Consider the following 23,980-nt stretch of genomic DNA (forward strand, 5'->3'; position numbering starts at 1 on the left):
CTCAATTATGTGCAGGCGGCACGAACTAAATCTGTTCTATGCGGCGGCAAACAAAGCATATCCCCCTCTTGCTCACCACCTCAGTTCTCATCCCTTAACCCGTTTTTCAGCGCCCGACTGCAGGATGCAGTCTGCCTCCCACAGCTACAATCATCTCCTAAAGCGCATAAATTTCTTTTCAGCGACGCGTGCTGCACTTGCATTCATCTCAACAACGCCATATATTGTAAAAGTCTATATATATCAAAATAAAGCAATGTTATGACCGGTAGTAACAGCATCCATGAGAGCGTAAAAGAGAAAATAAAGGAAGTACAGGCGCTAAACGAAGAAATACCGGGGGTAGTCATCATCCACTGGCTTGACAGCGGACTGGTCGAGTACATATCTGAAAGGGGAGCAAGAGCTCTAGGAACTACCCAGGACGAAATAAAGGCGATGGGCCTGGATTACCACAAAAGATACTTTAACCCCGAAGATGCTGAATACTATGTTCCCAAGCTATTGGGGCTGATCAAGCGAAACGATATTAATGAGTATGTCACCTACTTCCAGCAGGTGCGGCTGCTACCGGAACAGGACTATGTGTGGCATTTAAGCAGCTCCAAAATTTTTATGCGTGACGAAGAAGGCACCCCCCTGATGTCCATCACGGTGTCTATACCTGTGGACCCGGACCACCACGTAACGCCCAAGGTGGGCAAACTGCTGGAGGAAAATATTTTCCTCCGAAAGAACTTCGCTACCTTCTCCCAATTGTCCGGCCGCGAGCGGGACATCCTGAAGCTGACTGCGCTGGGCAAGAGTTCTTCTGAGATTGCAGAGGAGCTATACATTGCCACCTCTACCGTCGAAACTCACCGTCGCAACATCAAAGCCAAACTAAACGCCTCTTCATCATACGAACTGGCCCAATATGCGCGCGCCTTCGATCTGATATAGCCCGAACAGATGGTAGGTTTCACTAAAAACCGGACAACGCACATGCTCGGGGCAGGTCTCTATTGGCGATAAGGCCCATAAGAGCCAATAACTGTATTCCTTTTCCTTCCGTTGAAGCGAATACCGGTCTGGACTTTCTGTACAGCCTCAACCCTGTCAATCCTGCACGAAAATGACTATATTCGCATCAAAATTGAAAAATCCCTGTTAGTAAAATATGCAAGTTACTAAATTAGAGCCATATAAGCCCGTCAACCATATCCGTATCGTGACGGCAGCCTCGCTGTTCGATGGGCACGATGCTTCCATTAACATCATGCGCCGCATCATTCAGGCGTCGGGCGCCGAAGTGATTCACCTGGGCCACAACCGCTCCGTGCAGGAAATCGTGGACTGCGCCGTACAGGAAGATGCGCAAGCCATCGCCATCACCTCTTACCAGGGCGGACACCTGGAGTATTTCAAATACATGTACGACCTGCTCAACGAGCGCGGCTGTGGCCATATTCGCATTTTTGGCGGAGGCGGTGGGGTTATTCTCCCGACTGAGATCGAGGAACTGCACGAGTACGGCGTTGCCCGCATCTACTCCCCGGACGATGGTCGCGCCATGGGTCTGCAGGGCATGATCAACGACATGCTGGAGAAATGCGACTTCCCGACAGGCAAAGACCTGAACGGAGAAGCCAAACACCTGCGTGACAAGGACCCCAAATCCATTGCCCGCCTGATATCCGCGGCCGAGAACTTCCCGGAAGAAGCCCGCAGCATCCTGAACGAGGTGAGAGAGCAGGCCAAAGAAGTGCAAACGCCGGTGCTGGGTATAACCGGTACGGGTGGTGCCGGTAAATCTTCTTTGGTGGATGAGCTGGTGCGCCGCTTTTTAATTGATTTCCCTGAGAAAAAAATCGCCATCATTTCGGTGGACCCATCCAAACGCAAAACAGGTGGTGCCCTGTTGGGTGACCGCATCCGCATGAACTCAATCTCTAACGAAAGAGTATACATGCGCTCCCTGGCCACGCGCCAAAGCAACCTGGCTCTGAGTAAGTATGTGCAGGATGCGGTGGATATCGTAAAGGCCGCTGACTTCGACATGATCATCCTCGAGACATCCGGTATAGGCCAGTCTGATACTGAGATCATCGAGCACTCGGATATGAGTTTGTATGTGATGACGCCGGAGTACGGTGCCGCCACGCAGCTCGAGAAGATCGACATGCTCGATTTTGCCGATGTGATCGCCCTGAACAAATTCGACAAACGCGGTGCCCTCGACGCCCTGCGTGATGTGAAAAAGCAATACAAACGCAACCACCAGCTGTGGGACGTGAACGACGAGGAGATTCCGGTGTTCGGCACCATCGCCTCGCAGTTCAACGACCCGGGCATGAACCAGCTTTACCGTGCCGTGATGGCCAAGCTGTCGGAGAAAACAGGTATAGCATTTGACTCCAACCTGCAGACTTCCAAGGAGATGTCTGAGAAGGTATACATCATTCCTCCTGCCCGCACCCGTTATCTGTCTGAGATCTCCGAGACCATCCGCAACTACGACAAGTGGACGAAAGACCAGGCAGAAGTGGCACAGAAACTCTTCGGCATCAAGAAGTCAATCGAGGCGGTGCAAGGAATTGAGGTGGAAGACAAAGATCGTTTGATCAAGCAGCTCGAGCAGGCTTATACCGAGGTGGAACTGAGCCTGGACGGACAGAACAAGAAGATCCTGGAGAACTGGAAAGAAAAAGTACAGGCCTACAAAAACGAGTTCTACGTGTTCAAGGTACGTGACAAAGAACTGAAGATAAAGACACATACCGAGTCGCTCTCGCACCTACAGATCCCGAAGGTATCAACACCGCGCTACGAAGCCTGGGGTGACCTATTGAAGTGGAACCTGCAGGAGAACGTGCCGGGTGAGTTCCCTTATACGGCGGGTGTGTTCCCGTTCAAGCGCGAAGGCGAAGACCCAACCCGGATGTTTGCCGGCGAAGGCGGACCAGAGCGTACGAATCGTCGTTTCCACTACGTGAGCCTGGGTATGCCAGCCAAGCGTCTTTCTACGGCCTTCGACTCGGTGACGCTTTACGGCGAAGACCCGGATTTCAGACCGGATATTTACGGCAAGATCGGTAACTCCGGTGTAAGCATCTGCTGCCTGGACGACGCCAAAAAACTGTACTCCGGCTTTAATCTGGCCGACCCGATGACGTCTGTTTCGATGACCATCAACGGTCCGGCAGCGATCCTGACCGGCTTCTTTATGAATGCCGCCATCGACCAGCAGTGCGAACTATACATCAAGGAGAACGGTCTGGAAGAGGAAATCAACCAGAAGATTGACGCTATTTATAAAGAGAAAGGTATAGAGCGTCCGCGCTACCAAGGTGAGCTTCCGCAGGGCAACGACGGCCTGGGTTTGATGCTCCTCGGCGTGACCGGCGACCAGGTGTTGCCGGCCGAGGTATACGAGCCAATCAAAACCCGCACGCTGGCAGCAGTGCGCGGCACGGTGCAGGCCGACATTTTGAAAGAAGACCAGGCGCAGAACACGTGCATCTTCTCCACAGAGTTCTCACTGCGTTTGATGGGTGACGTACAGGCCTACTTCATCGACAAGAACGTGCGCAACTTCTACTCGGTGTCCATTTCAGGTTATCACATTGCAGAGGCCGGTGCTAACCCGATCTCACAGCTGGCTTTCACGCTGGCAAACGGCTTCACGTTTGTGGAGTATTATGTGAGCCGCGGCATGGACATCAACAAGTTTGCGCCGAACCTGAGCTTCTTCTTCTCCAACGGCATCGATCCAGAGTATGCCGTGATCGGCCGTGTGGCCCGCCGTATCTGGGCGAAGGCTATGAAGCATAAGTATGGTGCCGATGCCCGCTCGCAGATGCTGAAGTACCACATCCAGACGTCCGGCCGTTCGCTGCACGCCCAGGAGATCGATTTCAACGACATCCGCACCACGCTGCAGGCCTTGTACGCGATCTACGACAACTGCAACTCGCTGCACACAAATGCTTACGACGAAGCGATCACGACGCCAACGGAGGCTTCTGTTCGTCGCGCGATGGCCATTCAGTTGATCATCAACCGGGAGTTGGGACTGGCCAAAAACGAGAACCCGCTGCAGGGCTCTTTCATCATCGAGGAGCTGACGGACCTGGTAGAAGAGGCCGTTCTGTTGGAGTTCGACCGCATTACGGAGCGTGGCGGTGTGTTGGGAGCGATGGAAACCATGTACCAGCGGGGCAAGATCCAGGAGGAAAGCCTGTACTACGAGACGCTGAAGCATACGGGCGAGTACCCGATCATTGGCGTGAACACGTTCCTTTCTTCTACCGGCTCCCCTACTGTGCTTCCGACAGAGGTTATCCGGGCGACGGAAGAAGAAAAGCAATACCAGATCGCCATGCTGCAGACTCTGCAACAGCGCAACGCTGACAAAACGCCTGAGATGCTGAAGCGCCTCCAGCAAGTGGCCATTGCCAACAGCAACATCTTCGAGGAGATGATGGAAGCCGTGAAGTACTGCTCGCTGGGCCAGATCACAAATGCCCTGTTCGAGGTAGGCGGACAGTACCGCAGAAATATGTAAGCACTAAATTATAAGATGCCCGCTCCTGCTGGCGTTAATGAAATGGAAGGCCGGGAAATTACCCGGCCTTCTTTTTTATACCGGCTGACAGCGAGCAACTTGACAACAAATTGCCGCTTAGCAAGGTATTATAGAACAACATACAAGCAGCGCGTTTATGAAAACAAAAAACAAAGACTTAGAAGACTTCCCTTTTGTACTGGTAGGCTCCGCCCTCCTGTTTCTAGGCCTGGCCACTTATGTATACCTCAGCACCCGGATCGAAGAAGATGACATTAATTTTGATCTTTGGGACGAAGACGTCAGCAATTACGCCTAATTAGGAACAGGTATAAATCGCCTATAAAAGGTAGAGTTCAGCTCTAACCGTTAAATAACAAAAAGCCAGTCCGCTATACCTTGTCAGGTTGCGAACTGGCTTTTTGCCATGTAATAAGCTGACGCTTATAGTGCGAAATTGCCGGATGCCTCCGGTTGGAAAGTTACTTTCTCTATCTTATAGTTGATGGTGCCGGAGGGAACTGGCCATTCCACCTCATCGCCTGCTTTGCAGCCGATGATAGCGGTGCCTACCGGTGCCAGGATCGAAATCTTTCGGGCATTTACATCGGCGTCCTTCGGGTATACCAACGTGATTTCCATTTCATTGCCGCTCTTCATGTCCCGCAGCAACACACTGGAGTTCATGGTCACCACCTCGGCCGGAATCTCATCCGAAGCGACTCTTTTGGCCCGCTTCAGTTCCTCTCCCAGCTTGGCAATGTTCGCCTGCATACCTGGCCCCTGCCGTTGCTGCTGCACCAGTTCGATCAGGCGCTTGTAGTCCTGCTCCGTAAGATAGATCACATTTTCCATATCAGTTTAGTACGTAATTTTTGCTGATAGGACTGGATGAAGACTGTTTCGGAAAATAAATATCCCGGAAGCTCTTCGTCTGGCCCTGCTCCACTCGTCTGAATATTTTGTCAGGTGTAATGCCATCCAGCGAGGCAAATCCACAGGCCTCCATCACCTCGATGGTAGACTTAATGGTATTGCCGTGGAAGTTGGCCACACGCACCCGCTTATCAGCTACGTCCAGCCCCTGGTACAGGTTCTTGTCCTGCGTGGCTATACCTACCGGGCAGCGACCGGAGTCGCACTGCAACGCCTGTATACAGCCCAGCGCGAACATCATGCCGCGCGCGCTGTAACAAATGTCGGCTCCCAATGAGATAGCCTTGATAATATCCACCCCTGTAATGATCTTGCCCGCCGCGATCAACTTGATCTCGTCGCGCAGCCCGTACACTTCCAGCATGTGCTGCACGTAGGCCAGCGCATCGTAAAGCGGCATGCCCAGGCTGTCGGTAAACTCCAGCGGTGCTGCGCCGGTGCCACCCTCGGCTCCGTCGATCGTGATGAAGTCCGGGTAGATGCGGTTGTGCTTCATCTCCATGCACAGGAGCTCAAACTCCTGCTTATTTCCTATACAGAGCTTTATGCCAATAGGTTTGCCCTCTGACAGCACACGCAATTGCTCGATGAAGAGCAACATGGTAAACTGGTCGCTGAAAGCAGAGTGCGCTGGCGGAGAAGCCACCGTTGTATAAGGCTCCACCTTGCGTATGGCTGCAATCTCAGGCGTATTTTTAGCGGCAGGCAGTATTCCGCCGTGCCCGGGCTTGGCACCCTGCGACAACTTAATTTCCACCATCTTGATGTGCGGATGAGCCACCTGCTCCTGGAACAGTTTTTCAGAGAATTTGCCGTCTTTGTCGCGGCAGCCGAAGTAGCCTGTCCCTATTTGCCAGATCAGGTCGCCGCCCCCCTCTATGTGGAAGGGGCTCACGCCACCCTCGCCGGTATTGTGTGCAAAGCCGCCCAGTTTGGCACCGGCACTCAGGGCGGTCACGGCGGTTTTACTCAATGAGCCGTAGCTCATGGCCGAAATGTTATAAATCGAGGCGCTGTACGGCTGCTTGCAGCGACTGCCCCCTACCGTCACGCGCAGGTCCTGTGCCTGCACATGCGCTGGGAACATGGTATGGGCGATCCACTCGAAACCGGCCTCCTGGCTGTTGGCCTGCATCCCGAATGGCACCGTTTCGCGCACGTTTTTGGCGCGCTGGTACACAATAGAGCGCTGCCTGCGGCTGAAAGGCTTTCCATCCAGGTCGGACTCAAAGAAATACTGCCGGATTTCGGGGCGGATGCTCTCAAAGAAGTAACGCAGGTACCCTACCAGCGGGTAGTTGCGCAGAATAGAATGCCTGCCCTGTCGGACGTTAGCCAGGTATAGCAGGTGTAGTGGTACAATGGCCACGAACAGCCACAAATACTGCCGTTCGAACACCGATAAAAACAAGGTAATCAGATAAGCTGATAGAAAGGCATATCCCATGGATCGCCTGACACTGACTTTACTTGCCATGTTAAAAAATTCAAAGAAAATGAGTGAAATAAAGGGAAATTGTTAAACCGGAAATCTGTAATTGCCAGTTATGTTTGCGGGATGCCAGAGCTGTAAGCTCTGGCTTACTTGTTAAAGGCCTTGGGGGAGGAAAAAAAGTAAAGGCAATAGCCGTTCAACTCATCACACATTGCCACATGATGCGAAGCCGCTACAAGACCCGAAGCAGGTATAGCAAGCCAGGAAGAAAGGTATTTGCCAGATGGCCTCATAATCTTTATGATTAATACTGCAAAGTTAGCGGAAAGAAAAGGAGAAAACACAAAAAACAGCCACTAATAATTATAAGTCGCCGTATTTTGACTCCAATTGCAAGACAACGAACCAACTTTACGTTTTATTTCTAAAATACAATTCATGAGCCTATAACGGGTATAACCTTAATCTCTATATAGCGTTAAGAAACTTAAGTTTAACTCTTCAGGCTAACAAACATGATGCGCTTTACGAAAATCTCCTCTCTCCTGCTTATCGGTACCACATTCGGCTATTTCATGAAAGGCTGGATGTCACCTGAGCAGCTCCAAATGGACCTCCACGAAGAAGACATACATCTGTATCTCTAGACTTGCGACTGTTGTTTTGATAAATTCCAAAGCAGGTTTCACAACCTGCTTTTTTTATCCCCGTACGGCCCTTTATAGGTAAATAGCCTCAATTACCGTACCTTTACCAATCTAAAACCAATCCTATCATCTATACCATTATACATGACACAACAGGAAAAAATAAGCTACATCATTGGCCGCGACATGGCTGCCAACCTCAAAAAGCAGGGGATCGACATCGAAGCGGAAGCTTTTTTTAAAGGCTTGAAAGAGGTGATCGCCGGTCAGCCCTCCTCTCTGTCGCAGCAGGAAATCCAGATGGCCATGATGGCGCTGCAGCAGGAGATGCAACAGAAGCAGGGCGCGAAGGGCGGTGAAAACCAGAAAGCCGGCGAGGCCTTTTTAGCTGAAAATAAAAACAAAGAAGGTGTGAAGACTCTGCCAAGCGGTCTGCAGTACCAAGTACTGGAGGAAGGCACGGGCAAGTCGCCGGCTGCCTCTGACAAGGTAACAACCCATTACCATGGCACTTTGATCGACGGCACCGTATTCGACTCGAGCTATGAGCGCGGACAGCCGGCCACTTTCCCGGTAAACGGCGTAATCGCCGGCTGGACAGAGGCGCTTCAGTTGATGAAAGAAGGTGCCAAGTGGAGACTGTTCATTCCATCGGAACTGGCGTACGGATCACAAGGCGCGGGTGACACGATCGGACCAAACACGACCCTTATTTTTGATGTGGAGCTGATCTCAGTACACTAATTCAGACTGCCATAATACTAAAGAGGTCCGGCCACGTTCTAAACACGACGGCCGGACCTCTTCTTATTTGACTATCCTATACCTAATACCTAGGCTATCTTCAGATCTGTTTCGGCCATTTCCAGCAGCCAGCGACGGCTCTCCTCCTGGTATAGAAAATGGTGGATGATCATAAAGTTATCCCCGTCCATCAGCTCGTCTCCGTCTATTTCATTTACCAGGCTGTTGTAAGCAAACACCGGCATCACGATCGCCACAAACACATTTTTGTTCACTGCGCGCAGCACCTGCGGGAAAATATACTTGAACACCCACTGCTGATCCTCTTTTTCGATGGATAACCTGTTTTGCAGGTCCATGATCCATTTTTGGGGCTTGTAGGTCAGGACCATGTTCATGATGTGGGCGTAGCCCTGCCGCAACTCGTTCGAGCTTACCTCTCCCTCCCACTTAATATAGAGTGTTTGTTCATCGTGATTGTACTTAAGTATAAGTTGCTCCTGCAACACACTCCGGTTCTTGTCCTTTACCGAAAAGTGTTTGCCAAAAGCATTGGCACCTATCAAATTGTCTCTGTACATGGCAGGATCAGATTATGCGGCGATTGGCCGCCAAGTTGTAAACATGACTGAATTAATTTAACAAAACCCAGCTGACAAGGATTATATTATAAACAAAGATGTAATATTTATATATGATTAACAAAATATAGTTAAATATTTTATTGGATTCATATAGTTGTCTTCCCTAACTGGCTTAGAGACAAGTAGCTAAGCCACTAAATTATTTTACCATAATCACAGCCGGATACTGAAACAAAAGCCTCTAAGCAAACAAATTAGCCGGGCAGACGTTCTAAACACATTTAATGCATTCACCAAAAAGATATACTCGTATGGCAAACACCAACAATGAGGGCAGAAAATTTCTGGAGAGCGTGCACCAGTTCTTCGACCACGCTGCCAGTTATTCAAAACTAGACCCTGGTATCCTGGCACAGATCAAAACCTGCAACAGCGTTTATAAAGTGTCGTTTCCGGTAGAGATTGACGGCCGTGTAGAAGTGTTCGAAGGCATCAGGGTACAGCACAGCCACCATAAGCTTCCGTCTAAAGGCGGTATCCGATTTAGCATGCAAGTAGATGAGGATGAGGTGAAGGCACTTGCCACTATCATGACATTTAAGTGCGCTGTGGTGGACGTTCCCTTTGGTGGTGCAAAGGGAGGTGTTAAGATCAACCCGCGTACAAGCTCTGTAAAAACACTTGAGAAGGTAACACGCCGGTATGCGGCTGAGCTCATCAAAAGAAACCTGATTGGGCCAGGTATGGACGTGCCAGCTCCTGACTATGGAACGGGAAGCCGTGAAATGGCCTGGATCGCTGACACCTACCAGGCACTCAAGTACGGCGAAACCAACGCGCTGGGTTGCGTAACCGGCAAACCCGTTGGGCAGGGAGGTATACGGGGCCGTGCAGAAGCCACCGGCTTAGGTATATTCTATGGTATACGCGAAGCTTTCAGCGACAGTGACCTCATGAAAAAAGCAGGTATTGAAGGCAACACCATGGAAGGCAAGCGCATCATTGTGCAAGGCCTGGGCAACGTGGGCTACAACGCCGCGAACTTCTGCCAGCAGGACGGCGCCATCATCATTGGTATAGCTGAGCGCGAAGGGGGCATTTACAATGCCAACGGCATTGATGTGGCTGAGGCCTTTAAACACCGCAGCGAAACGGGCTCCATTCTGAATTTCGGCCAGTGCAAGAACTTCGAAAACTCGGCTGACCTGCTGGAAGAAGAGTGCGATGTGCTGCTGCCTGCCGCGCTTGAAAACCAGATTAACGCGGACAATGCCGCCCGCATCAAAGCCAAAATTGTGGCGGAGGGTGCCAACGGACCCGTTACCCGTGATGCTGAGAAAATTTTACTACAGAAAGGCATCATCATCATACCTGACCTGTACATCAATGCGGGCGGTGTGACGGTTTCTTACTTCGAGTGGCTCAAGAACCTGTCGAACGTGCGCTTTGGGCGTATGGGCAAGCGGGCAGAGGAAGCCAGCCACCGCCGATTGGTTAATGCGATCGAAAGCGCCTCCGGTAAGAGCATGTCCACGCACGAGCGCAGCTTACTAATACAGGGCTCTGATGAGATCAGCCTGGTGCGCTCCGGGCTGGAGGACACCATGATCAATGCCTATCACGAGATCAGAGGGGTGATGAACAGAAAAGACATAGAAGACATGCGTACCGCCGCTTTCCTTTCGGCTATCGAAAAGATTGGGGTAAGCTACGAAGCACTCGGAATTTTCCCTTAACAGGTTAGCGTAACTGCAGAAATAGAGGTCAGGATTTTGCTGAGATGGCAAGGTCCTGGCCTTTTTGCATATACATCAGCCAATCCATTGCTTCTTCCATATCCGTGAAGTAATTGAAATGAATGAAGTCATGCACCGGCAGCAGTGGCGATGCAATGTAATTGCTGACCAGCGCCTTAAAATGGCCTTCTGAGAAGATAACGGCTGCGTAAATGTCTTCGCCGATTATATCGGATACCTGGGGATAATACTCGCGGCTCAACCAGGCTTCCTGTTCCGCATCCAGTGGGCCAATGCGTGAAATGTCAGTGGTATAATAGCAGATCTTCGGACTGGTCTTTACAAATTGCAGTACCTGCCAGTACAGATTTTTGAACTGCTCCATTCCCGGATTCAGTTTCCAGCTTATGCACAGCACGTTGGCTTCCTTCGAATAGTGAACAAATGCATTGGACGAATCACTGATAACCATAGAGTAAACTGCTTGGTTTCTGGTATTTATATTCGAAATATAATATGTTATTTATTTTTGTGCAAATACCATCTATTAAAAAATTAATAATCCTAGTCCAATTTATATTCTGACTTATAACTAAAAAGCAGTACTATTTTAAATATCCATACTAAAACAGCTATATTTATATTAGTTTGCCGCTAATCTCTTTCCTCCTGCTTAGTCTATTCACTAACGGCTTATACCACCACCTTTTCTGGATGTATATATTAACTCAGCCTTACTGGATCATCACTATGATAGGTACCTAATTAAAAAGGCGACGCTCCTGTTGAGGCGTCGCCTTTTTGAAGTGCTTGAAGGTATTGGCAGGTTACCCCTGCTTCAGCCACTTATTGTAGATTTTCTGTTGTACTGCAGTCGGTTTCTCCACCCGCTCAAACCGATAGCGAACGCTCTTGTCTGCCACGATCGGAATTTGCAGTTCCAGCAACTTGCCATCGCGCACAACAGTTACGGGTACCTGATCGCCAATCGCGCGGCCACTGATCAACGGGGAAATGTCGCTTTCTACTCTATAGCCTTCAATCGCGATGAGCTCGTCGTTTACGTTCAGTCCACCCTCATACGTACTGCTGCCTCGGGCCACGGTCTTTACAATAGTGCGGCCGTTTTCCAGGGCTGTACCAGCACCCCAGTTCAGGTTAAGCACGCCTTCGTTTTGGTTGACAAGGCGCAGACCGGCTGCCTCGAAATACTGATTGTAGTCCGGTGTTTTGGTTCCGTGTACGTAGTTCTGGAAGAAATCATCCAGCTTGCGACCGGCAAAGCGTTCCAGCGCCTCTTTAAACTCCTGCTCCGTAAAGCCGCGGTTCAGCTTCGTGTAGTAGCGGTCGTACATGTAGCGCATCACATCGTCCAGGCTCTTGTCACCTTTGGTATTTTTCATGATCTCCATGTTGAGCAACTGCCCCAGCACACCACCTTTGGTATAATAGGACACCTCGGCATTGTTTGTGTTCTCGTTGCGTCGGTAGTACTTGATCCAGGCATCGAAGCTGGACTCGGCCACCGTCTGTACCTGGTTACCCGGTGTGTTCTCCACGGAGGTGATGCTACCCGCCACTACATCCAGGTAGCGCTGTGTACTCATCAGTCCGGCCCGTTGAGTGAGCAGATCGTCGTAATAGCTTGTAATGCCCTCCGACACCCACAGCAAACGAGTATAGTTTTCTTTGTCATAATCGAAGGGACCGAGCGGTGCCGGGCGCATACGCTTTACGTTCCAGAGGTGGAAGTACTCGTGGGCCACCAGCGCCATAAAGCCGGTATAGCCCTGTTCCGTGCCATAGTTCCAGCGGCTCGTCTGCAGTGTGGTCGAATTGAGGTGCTCCAGTCCGCCGCCACCGCGGTGCAGGTTGTGCACAATGAACACGTAACGGTCAACAGGCAGCTTGCCCATCAGGCTGATGGACTCCTCCACTACTTTTTTCATGTCGGCCAGCAAACGCGCCGGCTCGTAGTTGCCTTCGCCGTACATGGCTACCTCGTGGGGCACTCCACCTGCTTCAAAACGCAGCACCTCGTGGTTGCCAATCTCCAGCGGTGAGTCGGCCAGTACGTCGTAGTCAGGGAAGGTATAGGTAAAGCTGCCGGTGCTTTTGAGGCCGGTGGAGACCGTTTTCCAGTCTTTATAGGGCTGCACCACCAGCGTGCCCTGCTGCTTTTGATAGCCTTCCGGGTACATAAACATGCTCGTGCCGTTCACGTAGCCATGCGAGGCATCTAGAAAGCTGGTGCGTACGCTCATCTCAAAGGCGTATACCTTGTAGCGCACCCGCACGGCATCGGCCTTGTTGCTGTACACACGCCAGGTGTTTTTGCTGATCTTCTCGTGGCGCAATGCTTTGCCCGATTTGTCGGTGGCGCTAAAGCCCTCCACGTTTTTGGCGAACTCGCGCACCAGGTATGAGCCCGGCGCCCAGACCGGCATTTTATAGTCGATGTAGTTTTGTCGGGCTCCGCTCAACTCCACCCCTACCTCAAAATAATGGGTATGCGGCTCTGGCATCGACAAAGTATAGCGCAGGTCGGCGGCAAGGGCCGGGAGAATGGTCAGGAAAAAGAAGCAACAGGATAAGAAAAGGTATAGGATAGAATGCCTGGGGTGAAACATGCGGTTTTTTGGATTGATGATTAAAAGCTATCCGGCATTTTACAATAAAAAGCCTGCTTTTCAAAATCCGCATGATCCATGTATAGCCTGACTGACCGGCTTAGGCGCACTCCGACTGGCGATGGTCGAGCCATTCGATGGCACCCTGCAAGTCGCAAAAAGTATTCATGATGATGAAGGAATTATAGCTTTTGAGTCCCAACAGACCCGATTCTTTGATCATGTCATCGTAACAGCGCTCGTCTACCACCAGTGCTACATGATTGTCTGTGCCCAGGTGCATCATGATCTGCGGAAAAATCTGCACCTGCAACCAGGTTTCCTCATCTTCGCTCAGTTTTCCAATGCTGCGAAGGTCAAATAACCATAACTTGATCCGATGATCCTTGGCAAACTGCAATGCCTTGAGTAGTCCCCTCCTAAAATCCTGTGACTGCATGTGCCGGTCGAACCGTAACTCCAACCGGTCTGCTACAAAGCTCACTTCACAGGTATCCGCCTTAAACAACTCCATCCCTTTAAGATTTAATCTGTCTGCAATATTATAAAATATGTGATAATTTTTAACACAATTATACCAAAATATTTACTTAAAGAGTTCTTAATTAGATGAATGGCCCAAATCAGCTGATTAACGGGCCTAAATCGACTGTTAAATCAAGACTACTACCTGACTATGTTCAGGTTAACTCACGTAGGTAGGACTGTTGTTACAAACTATCGGGGGATTCTGGCACGATATTTCCATAGGTTATGTTAAGAAACCTAAACCCTACTGCTATGAAAAAGATATTTGCCTTAATGCTTGCCCCAGTCGCACTGCTGTTGATACTTGTGTCAACGGATGGCGACCAGGCAGCATCCCCAATTGATGAAACAACCCAAGTGCATTTTGCCAGTGCAAAAACTGACAATCCTGAGTCCTCAATACATAAAGCAAGTTCAGAAAAGCGCAATGCCATTATCAAGTCTGAAAGAACTTCATTGAAGAGAGTTGCTGAAAGAGGTTGGATAAACGCCCGTGGAGAAACCCCGGCGGATGAATTAGTCACTTATGCTCTGACTTTAATGGGAACCCCATATAAATATGGCGGCACAAGCGATAGTGGCTTCGACTGCTCCGGTTTTACATCGCATGTTTACCAGGAGTTTGGTGTGCCGGTGACGCGTTCTTCGACCACACAGTCTGAGGATGGCAGATCGGTATCGAGGGACGAGGCGCGTCCGGGCGACTTGGTAATATTTACGGGTACAAATCCGCAGGTGCGGGAGCCGGGTCATGTCGGTATCGTTATCTCTGAACCAGGGGACACCATCAGTTTCGTGCATTCCTCTTCCAATGGCGGTGTTAAGATCAGCCAGGTAGAAGGCACAGGGTATGATGTCCGTTTTCTGGACGTTAGACGCGTACTGTAAGGTATAGGCTAAACATAAAATCGCGGTAATTACGTAAGACACACTATATAGCCCGACTGGCACTTGCTGGTCGGGCAATTTTCCGCTAAACGAAAAAGATATGGTGCATCCTTACATAGCCAATTCCATCAACGCCCTGGTTTTGATCCTCGCCGGGCTTGCAGCTTATTTTCTATCTCCCTCCCGCCCCCTGCTAGCCTTGCTGGCTCCGGTATTCGGGATACTGTTGCTGGCCACCACGTATCACCTCAAGCGCCACAACCGTTTTGTATTTCATACTGTTTCGGCACTAACCCTAATGGCAGGTTTTCTGCTGATTCTGCGCATTGATCCGGATACTTTTGTGTGGGACAGCAAACACGTCCTTATCCTGCTGATGGGTATTAGCTGCTTCTTAGCGGTGCTTTCTTATGTGGCTTCGTTCTTAAGAGAAAGGCGTCTGCGCAACAACACGATCTATAAAGACGATCTATAGCTCTATATTATCTTAGACAAGGTAAGCAGGCCGGGAAAAGAAAAAGCGCCTAGTGTAGCCCGTCAAGTTACACCAAGCGCTTTAAGAATCCTTCAAATCTTAACAAGCGGCGCCCTGTTTTGCAGCAGCACCATCACTCAAGACCAAAGGTAATATTTACTGCGTAAGCAGTAGATACTCACTGCTTACTAAGCCAGTTCACTGTTGAGGTGAACACTATTACCAAGGCTTACTAAGACGACTGATGGATTAGACATAGCACCTCCTTTCTCTTTAGTCCGACATAAACCATGCGCCGCTGCACGGGGCAGTCATACGCAAAGCCGCAGCACTCGCCGCTTTCACTGATTGTATAAAGTTAAAATAACGCCGATAAGTTCACAAGGTTCTGCACTTATTTTATCGTTTTTTCTTTTCGAAGCACACATTGTGGACCCTAAATTGCATACTGTCAACTTAAGTGGCTCAAAATAAAGCAGGTGCAGTAGCAGAGTAGGCTTTGGTCAGGTATAAGAAAACTAAACGCCCTTTGTTATTTCCGCTAAAAAATAAGCCTCAATACGCTGCCTTTGCCTTAAAATCGACCAGCGGCGTATTTTAGTTGAAAAATGAATTATTTTAGCTATATTTCGTTACTAATCTTATCAAACAAAAACTTAATTATGAAAAAACACCTGCTAACCCTTGTAGCGCTAATGCTGCTTTCTACTGTAGCGTGGGCTCAGAAACTTTCTCCTGTCGGCATCTGGACCAACGAAGAAGGCAAAGCTCGTTTTGAGATTTACCAGTCAGGCGATAAACTGTATGGCAAGATCGTGCAATTGAAAGAGCCGCTCAGAAATGGCAAACCAAAGCTGGATGATAACAACCCGGACAAGAAAATGCGCAACCGTCCGCTGCAGGGTATGGTGTTCATGAAGGATTTTAAGTACGACGGCGGCAACAAGTGGGACGATGGAACCATCTATGACCCGGAGAGCGGCAAAACCTACTCCTGTTATATGAAAATGACGGGCAAAGACAAGATGGAAGTAAAAGGTTACATTGGCATTTCCCTGATTGGTAGAACGCAGAACTGGACGCGCGTAGAGTAGCGCCAAACTCCAGCATATAAAACAGAAAAGGTTGGCCCGAAAGCCAACCTTTTCTGTTTTCAACCCTTTACTGCTATATTAAACTGTTTTTCGGGCAAAAGGTTTACTATACTGATGGTCAGTATTAAAATACTTGCAGGACCTTATACGATTTGCCTCGGAACTCAAAGCTCTCTCCGCTGCTTTTGCCCTCCATCGCCTTATATAGCGGCGACAAGCCCGAAATGGCATAGAATGACTCCCCGTCGATCTTGATCTCACCCAGGCTCACGCCTATAAAATAGTTTTGAAGCTCGGTCATCACCACTGCCCCAAACGACACTTCCTTATTTTCCTTCGTAGAGTTCACCCGTTTCAGCACGCCCATCGTGGTGATCAGTTCGTCCAGCTGCCGCGCATACATGTCGCGCTGGATCTGGCAGGCCTCCCGGAAGGATTCAAATTTGTCTTCAATGGCGCCGTGGTGCTCATTGGCACTCTCCTGCGCCTCGTCCATGGCATCTTTCGCTGCCTGAATTTGCATGTTTAACAGCTTAGTTGACTCCTGGAGCAATCTTTTCTTCAGTTCAAGTTCTTGTGTTAGCGTCATCATGGTATATAGATTATCCGGTAAACGATCGATTTTGAAAGGCACCAAAAATTTTGTGTCTGCTTATAACTCCAGTAGGCGTGGATTGTTTTGGATGCGTATAAACAGTAATATTTTAACTCGCAATTGAAATATTAAACTGATACCCAGATGCCATATAACGCAAAACATCCCCGAATGTTGGATGCAATAACTACAAAGTTTTGGGCTATATAGCGAAGTTTCAGGATTTCATGTAACTTATACCGCACTACCAGTACTATTTTACCGGAATTTGAAGCAAACCAAAACGCCGCCTGACATGAAACACGCTTTACTTCTTTTGATGTGCCTCCTAATGGTATGCCTTCAGGCTACAGCCACACATATTGTCGGTGGCGAACTGGAGATAGAGCACCGCTCAGGCTATTTTTACCGCATCACGATGAACCTCTATTTTGATGATGTGAACGGCACACCGGGCGCACGGGACCCTTCTGCCAATATCAGGATATTTGACAAGGGCACCAACCGCTTCATGATGGATGTGCAGCTGCCCCTACGCAGCGACACTTTCGTGAACTACACCGATATTGCTTGCACGGTCGGAGAGCTGCGCACCCGCCGCATCGTGTACTCGCAGGATGTTATGCTGTCACCCAACATGTTCAACAACCAGCAGGGTTACTACATGGCCTGGGAGCGCTGCTGCCGCAACCGCACGATCAACAACATCGTGATGCCAGATGCGGCCGGCCAGGTCTTCTACATGGAGTTTCCGCCTGTCACCAAAAACGGAACGCAGTTTGTCAATTCCTCTCCCCGCCTGTTTCCGCCGCTGAGCGACTATGCCTGCGCCAATGAGCTGTTCTACTACGATTTCAGCGGTACCGACGCCGACGGCGACTCCCTGGTATATGACATGGTGACCCCGCTCAACGGCTACGCCACGCCAGACCCGACCAACGCTGCCCCAATTGCAAGGCCTGCGCCATACCCCGAGGTCAGGTGGCTGCCCGGGTATAACCGCGACAATCAGATACAGGGATCCCCACCAATCATCATCGAAAAGCAGACAGGCAGGCTGACAGTAAGGCCGGATCGCGTAGGCCTGTTCGTGTTTGCTGTGCGCGTGCAGGAGTACCGGGGCGGGGTGAAGATCGGGGAAGTGCGACGTGACTTTCAGCTGCTCGTAAAAGACTGTCCGCGCAACGAAAGCCCGGTTGTGCAAGCGAAAGTGAACGGCCAGACCACCAACTACAAGCGAGGCGACGTCATTCGGATCAGCCCGACCGACGCCCGCTGCCTGAACGTGGAGTTCACAGACCCGGACCCTAACTCCAGAATTACGCTCTATGCACGCCCTGTCAATTTCCGCAGTGACCTCTATACATTCACCGGTACTACCAGTGGCATTGTAAATGGTCCCGGTGGCCAGGAGACGTTGAAGGCGAATGTGTGTTTTGATGAGTGCTTCGACACAGAAGGGAAGGTCTTTAAGCTCGACCTGATCGTGAAAGACAATGGGTGCAGTCTGCCAAGGCAGGACACATTGCAGGTGAGCTTCATCATTGACCCCATACCCAACGAACCGCCCACGATTCAGCTCTCTCGCCCTGACAAATTGTATACTGTGATGGAGGGCGATGTGATTGACTTCAACGTGCTGGGCTTCGACGCCGACAACGATGAAGTGACCATTTTTGCCAGAGGGCTGAACTTCGATATCAATTCCGTGCCGATCAATTTCCGGAGTAACAAGGGCATCGGGCAGGTACAGTCCCCTTTCAGGTGGCAGATAGATTGCGAAACGCTCCGGCAGGACTCCTATCAGATCGAATTTACGGCAACGTCCATGGTATGCGGAAAGGAATTGACACGGACGGAAGTGATCGAGGTCAGGACGGACTACCCGAATCAGGTGCCGGTGCTCACAACAGACAAGCAGGTACTGGTGTTTGAGCTGGATCTGAACGAACCTTTTGAGGCCAACTTTACGGGCACTGACCTGGACAAACACCTGCTGAGCATGCAGGCGCGGGGCGAGAATTTCGACCTGGCCAGTCTGGGCATGGCCTTCACGTCCACCGGTGGTGCGGGTACAGCCACAGGCAAATTTAACTGGACGGCCAACTGCGATGCCTTTCAGCAAGGTGTGTTACGGGTTGATTTTATCTTACAGGAAGATGCCTGCGCCCCTTCCCCTTTGCAGCAGATCACCATGGAGTTTAAAGTTAAAGTCCCGGACTACAAGAATTTTACCCCGCCCAATATTTTTACACCCAATGCGGATGGCCTGAATGATTTCTTTGAGATTCCGGGCATGCCGGCAGACGTCTGCACGAGCTCCTTCCAGCACATCCGCATCTACAACCGCTGGGGCAAAGAGGTATTCTCGAGCACAGCGCACAACTTTAAGTGGGACGGAAAGGACGTAAATGACGGAGTGTATTACTACGTGATCGATTACGGGGCAGATAAGTTCAGGGGATCCGTGACGCTGGTGCGCTAGTGGGCTTAGGCCATAAAGAGGATGACCAGGTATAGCGTGAGCCAGAGGGCTCCCAGGAAGTGCCAGTAGGTGTTGAGCATGGCCAGCTGCAGGCGGCGGTACGGGTCACGGATGAAGATCAGGCTGCGTACCCCATCGTTGGCCATGTGGGCCGTTTTGATGAGCAGGAAAGCCAGAAAGATCATACCGCCCAGCAAGTGCAGCAGGTGCAGCGACGTGATCAGGTATAGGTAGCTACCTGAGGCTTTGCCGGTAAAGTAGGCACCGGATAGTGTCAGTTCACGCCAGCCCAGGATCTGCGCCCCGATAAAGGCCACTCCCAGCAGGAAGGTAAGGGCCAGGTAGCGCGTCATTTTCCGGAGTTTGTCTTTTTTGTAGATGCGGGGAACCTTGCTGATGGTGTAGCTGCTGAAAAGCAGGATAAGGGTGCTGACGCTGAAAAACTTTGGAAGGGAAAACTGTTCGCTTCCGAAGCCGCCCGTCCGAACAAAAGCCACAATTAGCACAAAGAACAGCACGCCAATACCAACCATGCTCAGGTATAACAGCATCCGGATCGGGTGCAGATGCTCGATCTTGCCAAATGCTGAGCCCTGGCGTGCGCCTACCTTATTCTTTCTGTCCTGGTTCATGTCGAGTCATCTCCCCGAGCATTCCCGGCTTATGGCTGCGGGCCTCCTCTGTTCAATTCAATTGCGGGTAATTTATCTTATTCTGTATACCAACTAGCGGGGGTTATAGTTTTGTAAATGCCTCACAAAAAATAAGATTTACCGGTCTATTTTACAGTCCAGGCCAGGTTTGGCCGGTGCCGGGTGGCAGGCAGCTTGTTTCAGGAGATTTTCCCTGGATAAAAGCGCTGCCACCGCTCTACCTTTCACGGCTGATTTGCGTTAGCAGGAGTACACGCAAAGCAAGCCCCATTATGATAAAATTGTTACTGCCTGTACTTTGGTTTTTACTGATGGCCGTACCGGCGCAAGCCCAGCCACACCGTATACCCTACACAGCCAACAACAGCATGCAGATCAGCCTGGAGGGGGCACGCAGCACCTACGACTTTCAGTCTACCAAAATGCTGGTGCGCTACGATCAGAATACCCGCAAACTCGAGTGCCTCCTGCCCATCGAAAACCTGCTGCCGGCCAACGATTCCAGCCCTGTATCCATGGTGCAGGACATCTTTTTTGCATCCCGTTACCCAGAGCTGTATATTGAGATCGAAGCACCGATTGAGCAGATCAATGCCGGTAACCGAAACAGGCAGACGCTCAACAGCAGGGTTTTCGTTAACATACAAGGTATTGTCAAAGAAATGGTTGTCCCGGTCACTTTCACGCCCGATCGTAACACGATCACCTTCAGCACCAGTTTCGAACTGATGCTGCAGGACCTGCGCCTTCGGGTACCCGCCCGCTACACGTCCAGGCTGACGGGGCGCATGCTGTTCACGATCCACAGTGCGCGCTGGGCTGACCTTAGAAACTGATAAAACACAAACTATGCGCCTATTGCAGGCTGCCCGCCAACTTTTACGCATACAGGTATACCGAAACACCCTTCCATACCTGCTCCTCGTCGTCCTGCTGCTCAGCGGGTCCAGACTTGGCTATGCCCAGAAAGTGGCGCTCGTGCTTAGCGGTGGCGGCGCTAAAGGGATTGCGCATGTGGGCGTTCTCAAGGCGCTGGAAGAAAACAACATCCCGATCGACTACATTGTGGGCACCTCCATGGGAGGCATCGTGGGGGCGCTGTACGCGGCCGGCTACTCTCCTGCCGAGATTGAGTACCTGATCAATACGGAGGCTTTTCAGGCCTGGGCCACCGGCAAACCGGAGCAGAACTATACCTACAACTTTGCCTCACCTGACCCCAACCCTGCCCTGCTCAAGCTGCATGTGGCGCTCGACTCGGCTTTTCAGGCCAAGCTCACTTCCAATCTGGTAAACGACGCCTCGCTCAACTTTGCCCTGGCGCAGCTCCTCTCCCAGCCTGCCGCCCACGCCGGCTACGACTTCGACAAACTGATGGTACCCTTCCGCTGCGTTGCGGCCGACATCTTCACCCAGCAACAGGTCATCCTGCGCAAAGGCCAGCTGGCCGACGCCGTACGGGCCACGCTCACAGTGCCGCTCTTCTACAAGCCCATCCGGATTGAGAAACGCCTGTTGTTTGACGGCGGACTGTACAACAACTTTCCGGTGGATGTCGCCCGCAAGGACTTCAACCCGGACATCATCATCGGGGTGAACGTGTCTTCTAAAACCTACAGCGAATACCCTTACGACAACGATGACTTTGACCTGGCCTATACCCTGCTCTACGCCATGATGTCGAACTCCGACTCCACCGCCCTGACAGAAAAGGACATTTACCTGCAGCCTGATCTGGGCAACCTCAATTCGCTGGATTTCAAAAATGTAGAAGACTTTTTCGCGGCTGGGTACAAGGTGACGAATGACAACATGGAGCAGATTCAGGCGAAAATAAAGCGCAGGGTGAGTGCCGAGGCGCTCGGGACCAAGCGGGAGAAATTCAGAGGCGGGTTTCAGCCCCACGCTTTCCGCAACGTGGAGATACAGGGACTCAAAAAAAATCAGCAGGACTTTGTGCAGCGCTTTTTCAGAAGCTCACAGGAAGCGGGCTATACCATGCAGGACCTGAAAACCGGCTACTACCGGCTGGCCGCCATCGACAACTTCCGCAGCCTGTACCCGACCATGCGCTACGATGCCAAGGCGAAGACCTACGACCTGCTCCTGAATGTAAAAAAAGAGGACGGCCTGAAAATAGCGTTGGGCGGCGTGATCGCTTCGCGTCCGATCGACAACATCTACGCCGGTATGGAGTACAGCGTGCTCGGCCGGCAGCTCTATACCTTTGCCGGAAGCTTCCAGACAGGCCGGTTTTACCAGGGCGCGCAGCTGCGCACGCGCATCGACGTGCCTGCGGGCCTGCCTTACTACATTGAACCTGCCTTCACTTACAATCACTGGAATTTTCTTTCCACCACCGGTTTGCTGCTGGAGCGCAACAATTTGCCCTTACTGGAGCAGACTGACCGGAATTTTGGCCTCAACCTGGGCTTTACCAACACCTACAAAGGCAGGCTGGTGCTCAGCGCGTCCTATGCGCAGCACATCGACAGGTATAGCAACCGCCTGGAGATACAGCGCTCCGATACCCTAGACCGCACCGCTACGAGCGGGCTGACGGTGGGTGCGACATTCAGGCGTGGGGGGCTCAATCGAAAACAATATCCTTCCGGCGGTCGCTCGTTCACGGCCACAGGCCGAATGGTGAACGCAACGGAAAGGTACAGACCCGGCTCAACGGCTAATGAATCCCGGAACCTTTCAGCGGATCACAGCTGGTTTTATGGCCGGCTGTCTTTTGAGGATTTCCTTGGCAGTGGGAGTCACCGGTTTGGTTACAGGCTGGAAGGTGTGATCTCGACACAGCCCTTTTTCAGCAATTACCGCTCTACCCTCACCATAGCCCCCGCCTTCCACCCCCTGTCCGACAGCCGGACCTTGTTCCTGGATCGCTTTCGGGCACATGAGTTTGTGGCCGGAGGCCTGCAATACGTCTACCTGATCACTCCCCGACTGGAGGCGCGTGCAGAGGGCTATCTGTTCCAGCCTTACAGGCCGATCCTGCAGAATGACAGGCAGCAGGCCTACTACGGAAAGAAGCTCACTGGCACGGGCGTGGCCGCCACGGCGGCGGTCGTCTACCACGGCATATTGGGGCCGGCCGCGCTGAGCCTGAATTATTACAACGACAAGACCAAAGAGTGGGGAGTGTTGTTTCACCTGGGTTTTCTGCTGTTCCAGAACAGGGCGCTAGAGTAAGTGAGCAGGTCTTTCTAAAGCGTTCGGCGGCGTATACCTGCTTTTTGGCTGGAACACATCGCAATGCTTTTGCACTTAGTGGATAATCTCTATATTTGAAATCACGAAAAGCCTATACCTCCATGAAAAAACTATTTGCATTGCTATTGACTGCCGCAGTGCTGCAGGCCTGTTCACAAAACGACAACACAACCGAAGGGCAGGAAACTACTGAGACCGTAGCTGAGGCGAACGCATACGGTGCTTCCTTCGAAGAGCAAAACGTACTTTCAGCCGGTCAGCTGCAGCAAGCCGTCAGTGGAAACGATTCCATACAGGCCACCGTTGCTGCCGAGATTGTTGAAAGCTGCCAGTCAAAGGGGTGCTGGATGGACGTGAAGCTGGAGGACGGCAGCACCATGAAGGTAACCTTCCGTGACTACGGTTTTTTCCTGCCGGTAGAAGACCTTTCAGGTAAAACAGCCGTGTTCACAGGTATAGCCAAACATGAAGTGATTTCGGTGGACGACCAGCGTCATTTCGCGGAGGATGCGGGGAAAACTGCTGAGGAGATTGCCGCCATCACCGAGCCAAGAGAAGAATTGCGTTTCGTAGCCGATGGCGTGAAATTGAAATAAAAGAAACTGCTATACCCATACCTGAGCGGCTGTTCTTCCGGAGCAGCCGCTTTTTTTGTCCGCTGCTATACCTACCCTATACCTGACCTTAGCGCTGCGACTCCCGCCAAGTGCTGTGCACCAGGATGGCTTACACCTTCACTGGTAATTTATAAGGCTTCGTTGCAGGTATATGCGTGCCGTGTC

At 51.0% G+C, this 23,980-nt stretch carries 21 protein-coding genes; 13 read left to right on the forward strand and 8 right to left on the reverse strand.

Going from position 1 to position 23,980, the window contains the following annotated elements; translation table 11 throughout:
- The first annotated feature begins 261 nt into the window (after window positions 1–261).
- From IEV97_RS01505 to IEV97_RS01515, 3 genes are all read left to right on the forward strand, one after another.
- Window positions 262–942 (forward strand): helix-turn-helix transcriptional regulator, encoded by a 681-nt coding sequence (locus IEV97_RS01505; RefSeq protein WP_188499736.1) that lies wholly within the window; start codon window positions 262–264, stop codon window positions 940–942.
- A 217-nt stretch (window positions 943–1,159) separates the two neighbouring features.
- A complete protein-coding gene (locus IEV97_RS01510; RefSeq protein ID WP_188499737.1) occupies window positions 1,160–4,546 on the forward strand; it encodes a methylmalonyl-CoA mutase family protein in 3,387 nt (1,128 codons plus the stop codon).
- Window positions 4,547–4,703: 157 nt separating this feature from the next.
- Entirely contained in the window at window positions 4,704–4,865 is a 162-nt protein-coding gene (locus IEV97_RS01515) for a hypothetical protein (RefSeq protein ID WP_188499738.1), read from the forward strand.
- Between the two features lie 125 nt (window positions 4,866–4,990).
- Here IEV97_RS01515 and rnk read toward each other — a convergent pair whose 3' ends face one another.
- Window positions 4,991–5,401, reverse strand: a complete 411-nt coding sequence (gene rnk / locus IEV97_RS01520) for a nucleoside diphosphate kinase regulator (RefSeq protein WP_188499739.1) — start codon at window positions 5,399–5,401, stop codon at window positions 4,991–4,993.
- Window position 5,402: 1 nt separating this feature from the next.
- Entirely contained in the window at window positions 5,403–6,959 is a 1,557-nt protein-coding gene (locus IEV97_RS01525) for an FMN-binding glutamate synthase family protein (RefSeq protein ID WP_188499740.1), read from the reverse strand.
- Window positions 6,960–7,432: 473 nt separating this feature from the next.
- On the opposite strand from IEV97_RS01525, the gene IEV97_RS20115 reads away from it, so the two are divergent.
- Together IEV97_RS20115 and bamJ are read left to right on the forward strand one after the other, a co-directional pair.
- Window positions 7,433–7,564, forward strand: coding sequence for a hypothetical protein (locus IEV97_RS20115; protein ID WP_262890279.1), 132 nt, complete (start codon window positions 7,433–7,435; stop codon window positions 7,562–7,564).
- 144 nt (window positions 7,565–7,708) lie between these two features.
- On the forward strand, window positions 7,709–8,308 hold the full coding sequence (gene bamJ / locus IEV97_RS01530) for a BamJ family beta-barrel-assembly machinery protein (protein WP_188499741.1): 600 nt from the start codon (window positions 7,709–7,711) through the stop codon (window positions 8,306–8,308).
- Window positions 8,309–8,397: 89 nt separating this feature from the next.
- Here bamJ and IEV97_RS01535 read toward each other — a convergent pair whose 3' ends face one another.
- The gene (locus tag IEV97_RS01535) at window positions 8,398–8,889 is read right to left on the reverse strand and encodes a hypothetical protein (RefSeq protein ID WP_188499742.1); all 492 of its coding nucleotides are present in this window, start codon (window positions 8,887–8,889) and stop codon (window positions 8,398–8,400) included.
- Window positions 8,890–9,203: 314 nt separating this feature from the next.
- Between IEV97_RS01535 and IEV97_RS01540 the strand changes: the two genes are divergently transcribed.
- Window positions 9,204–10,628 carry a Glu/Leu/Phe/Val family dehydrogenase gene (locus IEV97_RS01540; RefSeq protein ID WP_188499743.1) on the forward strand — a complete coding sequence of 475 codons (1,425 nt, stop codon included), beginning with the start codon at window positions 9,204–9,206 and terminating at the stop codon, window positions 10,626–10,628.
- 28 nt (window positions 10,629–10,656) lie between these two features.
- Here IEV97_RS01540 and IEV97_RS01545 read toward each other — a convergent pair whose 3' ends face one another.
- The 3 genes from IEV97_RS01545 to IEV97_RS01555 form a co-directional block, all read right to left on the reverse strand.
- Window positions 10,657–11,100 carry a hypothetical protein gene (locus IEV97_RS01545; RefSeq protein ID WP_188499744.1) on the reverse strand — a complete coding sequence of 148 codons (444 nt, stop codon included), beginning with the start codon at window positions 11,098–11,100 and terminating at the stop codon, window positions 10,657–10,659.
- Window positions 11,101–11,455: 355 nt separating this feature from the next.
- The gene (locus IEV97_RS01550) at window positions 11,456–13,258 is read right to left on the reverse strand and encodes a M61 family metallopeptidase (protein WP_188499745.1); all 1,803 of its coding nucleotides are present in this window, start codon (window positions 13,256–13,258) and stop codon (window positions 11,456–11,458) included.
- A 100-nt stretch (window positions 13,259–13,358) separates the two neighbouring features.
- Entirely contained in the window at window positions 13,359–13,772 is a 414-nt protein-coding gene (locus IEV97_RS01555) for a hypothetical protein (RefSeq protein ID WP_188499746.1), read from the reverse strand.
- A 266-nt stretch (window positions 13,773–14,038) separates the two neighbouring features.
- On the opposite strand from IEV97_RS01555, the gene IEV97_RS01560 reads away from it, so the two are divergent.
- The 3 genes from IEV97_RS01560 to IEV97_RS01570 all read left to right on the forward strand — a co-directional run bounded on the left by IEV97_RS01560 (window position 14,039) and on the right by IEV97_RS01570 (window position 16,243).
- Window positions 14,039–14,674, forward strand: a complete 636-nt coding sequence (locus tag IEV97_RS01560) for a C40 family peptidase (protein WP_188499747.1) — start codon at window positions 14,039–14,041, stop codon at window positions 14,672–14,674.
- 100 nt (window positions 14,675–14,774) lie between these two features.
- Window positions 14,775–15,149: a hypothetical protein gene (locus tag IEV97_RS01565; protein ID WP_188499748.1), complete on the forward strand. Its 375-nt coding sequence runs from the start codon at window positions 14,775–14,777 to the stop codon at window positions 15,147–15,149.
- 662 nt (window positions 15,150–15,811) lie between these two features.
- On the forward strand, window positions 15,812–16,243 hold the full coding sequence (locus IEV97_RS01570; RefSeq protein ID WP_229733738.1) for a DUF2147 domain-containing protein: 432 nt from the start codon (window positions 15,812–15,814) through the stop codon (window positions 16,241–16,243).
- Window positions 16,244–16,367: 124 nt separating this feature from the next.
- Here IEV97_RS01570 and IEV97_RS01575 read toward each other — a convergent pair whose 3' ends face one another.
- On the reverse strand, window positions 16,368–16,766 hold the full coding sequence (locus IEV97_RS01575) for a hypothetical protein (protein ID WP_229733739.1): 399 nt from the start codon (window positions 16,764–16,766) through the stop codon (window positions 16,368–16,370).
- A gap of 367 nt (window positions 16,767–17,133) precedes the next feature.
- On the opposite strand from IEV97_RS01575, the gene IEV97_RS01580 reads away from it, so the two are divergent.
- Window positions 17,134–19,323 (forward strand): T9SS type B sorting domain-containing protein, encoded by a 2,190-nt coding sequence (locus IEV97_RS01580; protein ID WP_188499750.1) that lies wholly within the window; start codon window positions 17,134–17,136, stop codon window positions 19,321–19,323.
- Between the two features lie 5 nt (window positions 19,324–19,328).
- Here the strand turns inward: IEV97_RS01580 and IEV97_RS01585 are convergent, their stop codons facing one another.
- A complete protein-coding gene (locus IEV97_RS01585; RefSeq protein WP_188499751.1) occupies window positions 19,329–19,955 on the reverse strand; it encodes a cytochrome c oxidase subunit 3 in 627 nt (208 codons plus the stop codon).
- Window positions 19,956–20,248: 293 nt separating this feature from the next.
- On the opposite strand from IEV97_RS01585, the gene IEV97_RS01590 reads away from it, so the two are divergent.
- The 3 genes from IEV97_RS01590 (at window position 20,249) to IEV97_RS01600 (ending at window position 23,794) form a co-directional block, all read left to right on the forward strand.
- Window positions 20,249–20,812, forward strand: a complete 564-nt coding sequence (locus IEV97_RS01590) for a hypothetical protein (protein ID WP_188499752.1) — start codon at window positions 20,249–20,251, stop codon at window positions 20,810–20,812.
- 13 nt (window positions 20,813–20,825) lie between these two features.
- A complete protein-coding gene (locus IEV97_RS01595; protein ID WP_188499753.1) occupies window positions 20,826–23,177 on the forward strand; it encodes a patatin-like phospholipase family protein in 2,352 nt (783 codons plus the stop codon).
- Between the two features lie 122 nt (window positions 23,178–23,299).
- Complete coding sequence (locus IEV97_RS01600; protein WP_188499754.1) at window positions 23,300–23,794, forward strand: DUF4920 domain-containing protein; 495 nt, start codon at window positions 23,300–23,302, stop codon at window positions 23,792–23,794.
- The last annotated feature ends 186 nt before the right edge of the window (window positions 23,795–23,980 follow it).

This window comes from Pontibacter amylolyticus, from assembly GCF_014638845.1.
GTDB lineage: Bacteria > Bacteroidota > Bacteroidia > Cytophagales > Hymenobacteraceae > Pontibacter > Pontibacter amylolyticus.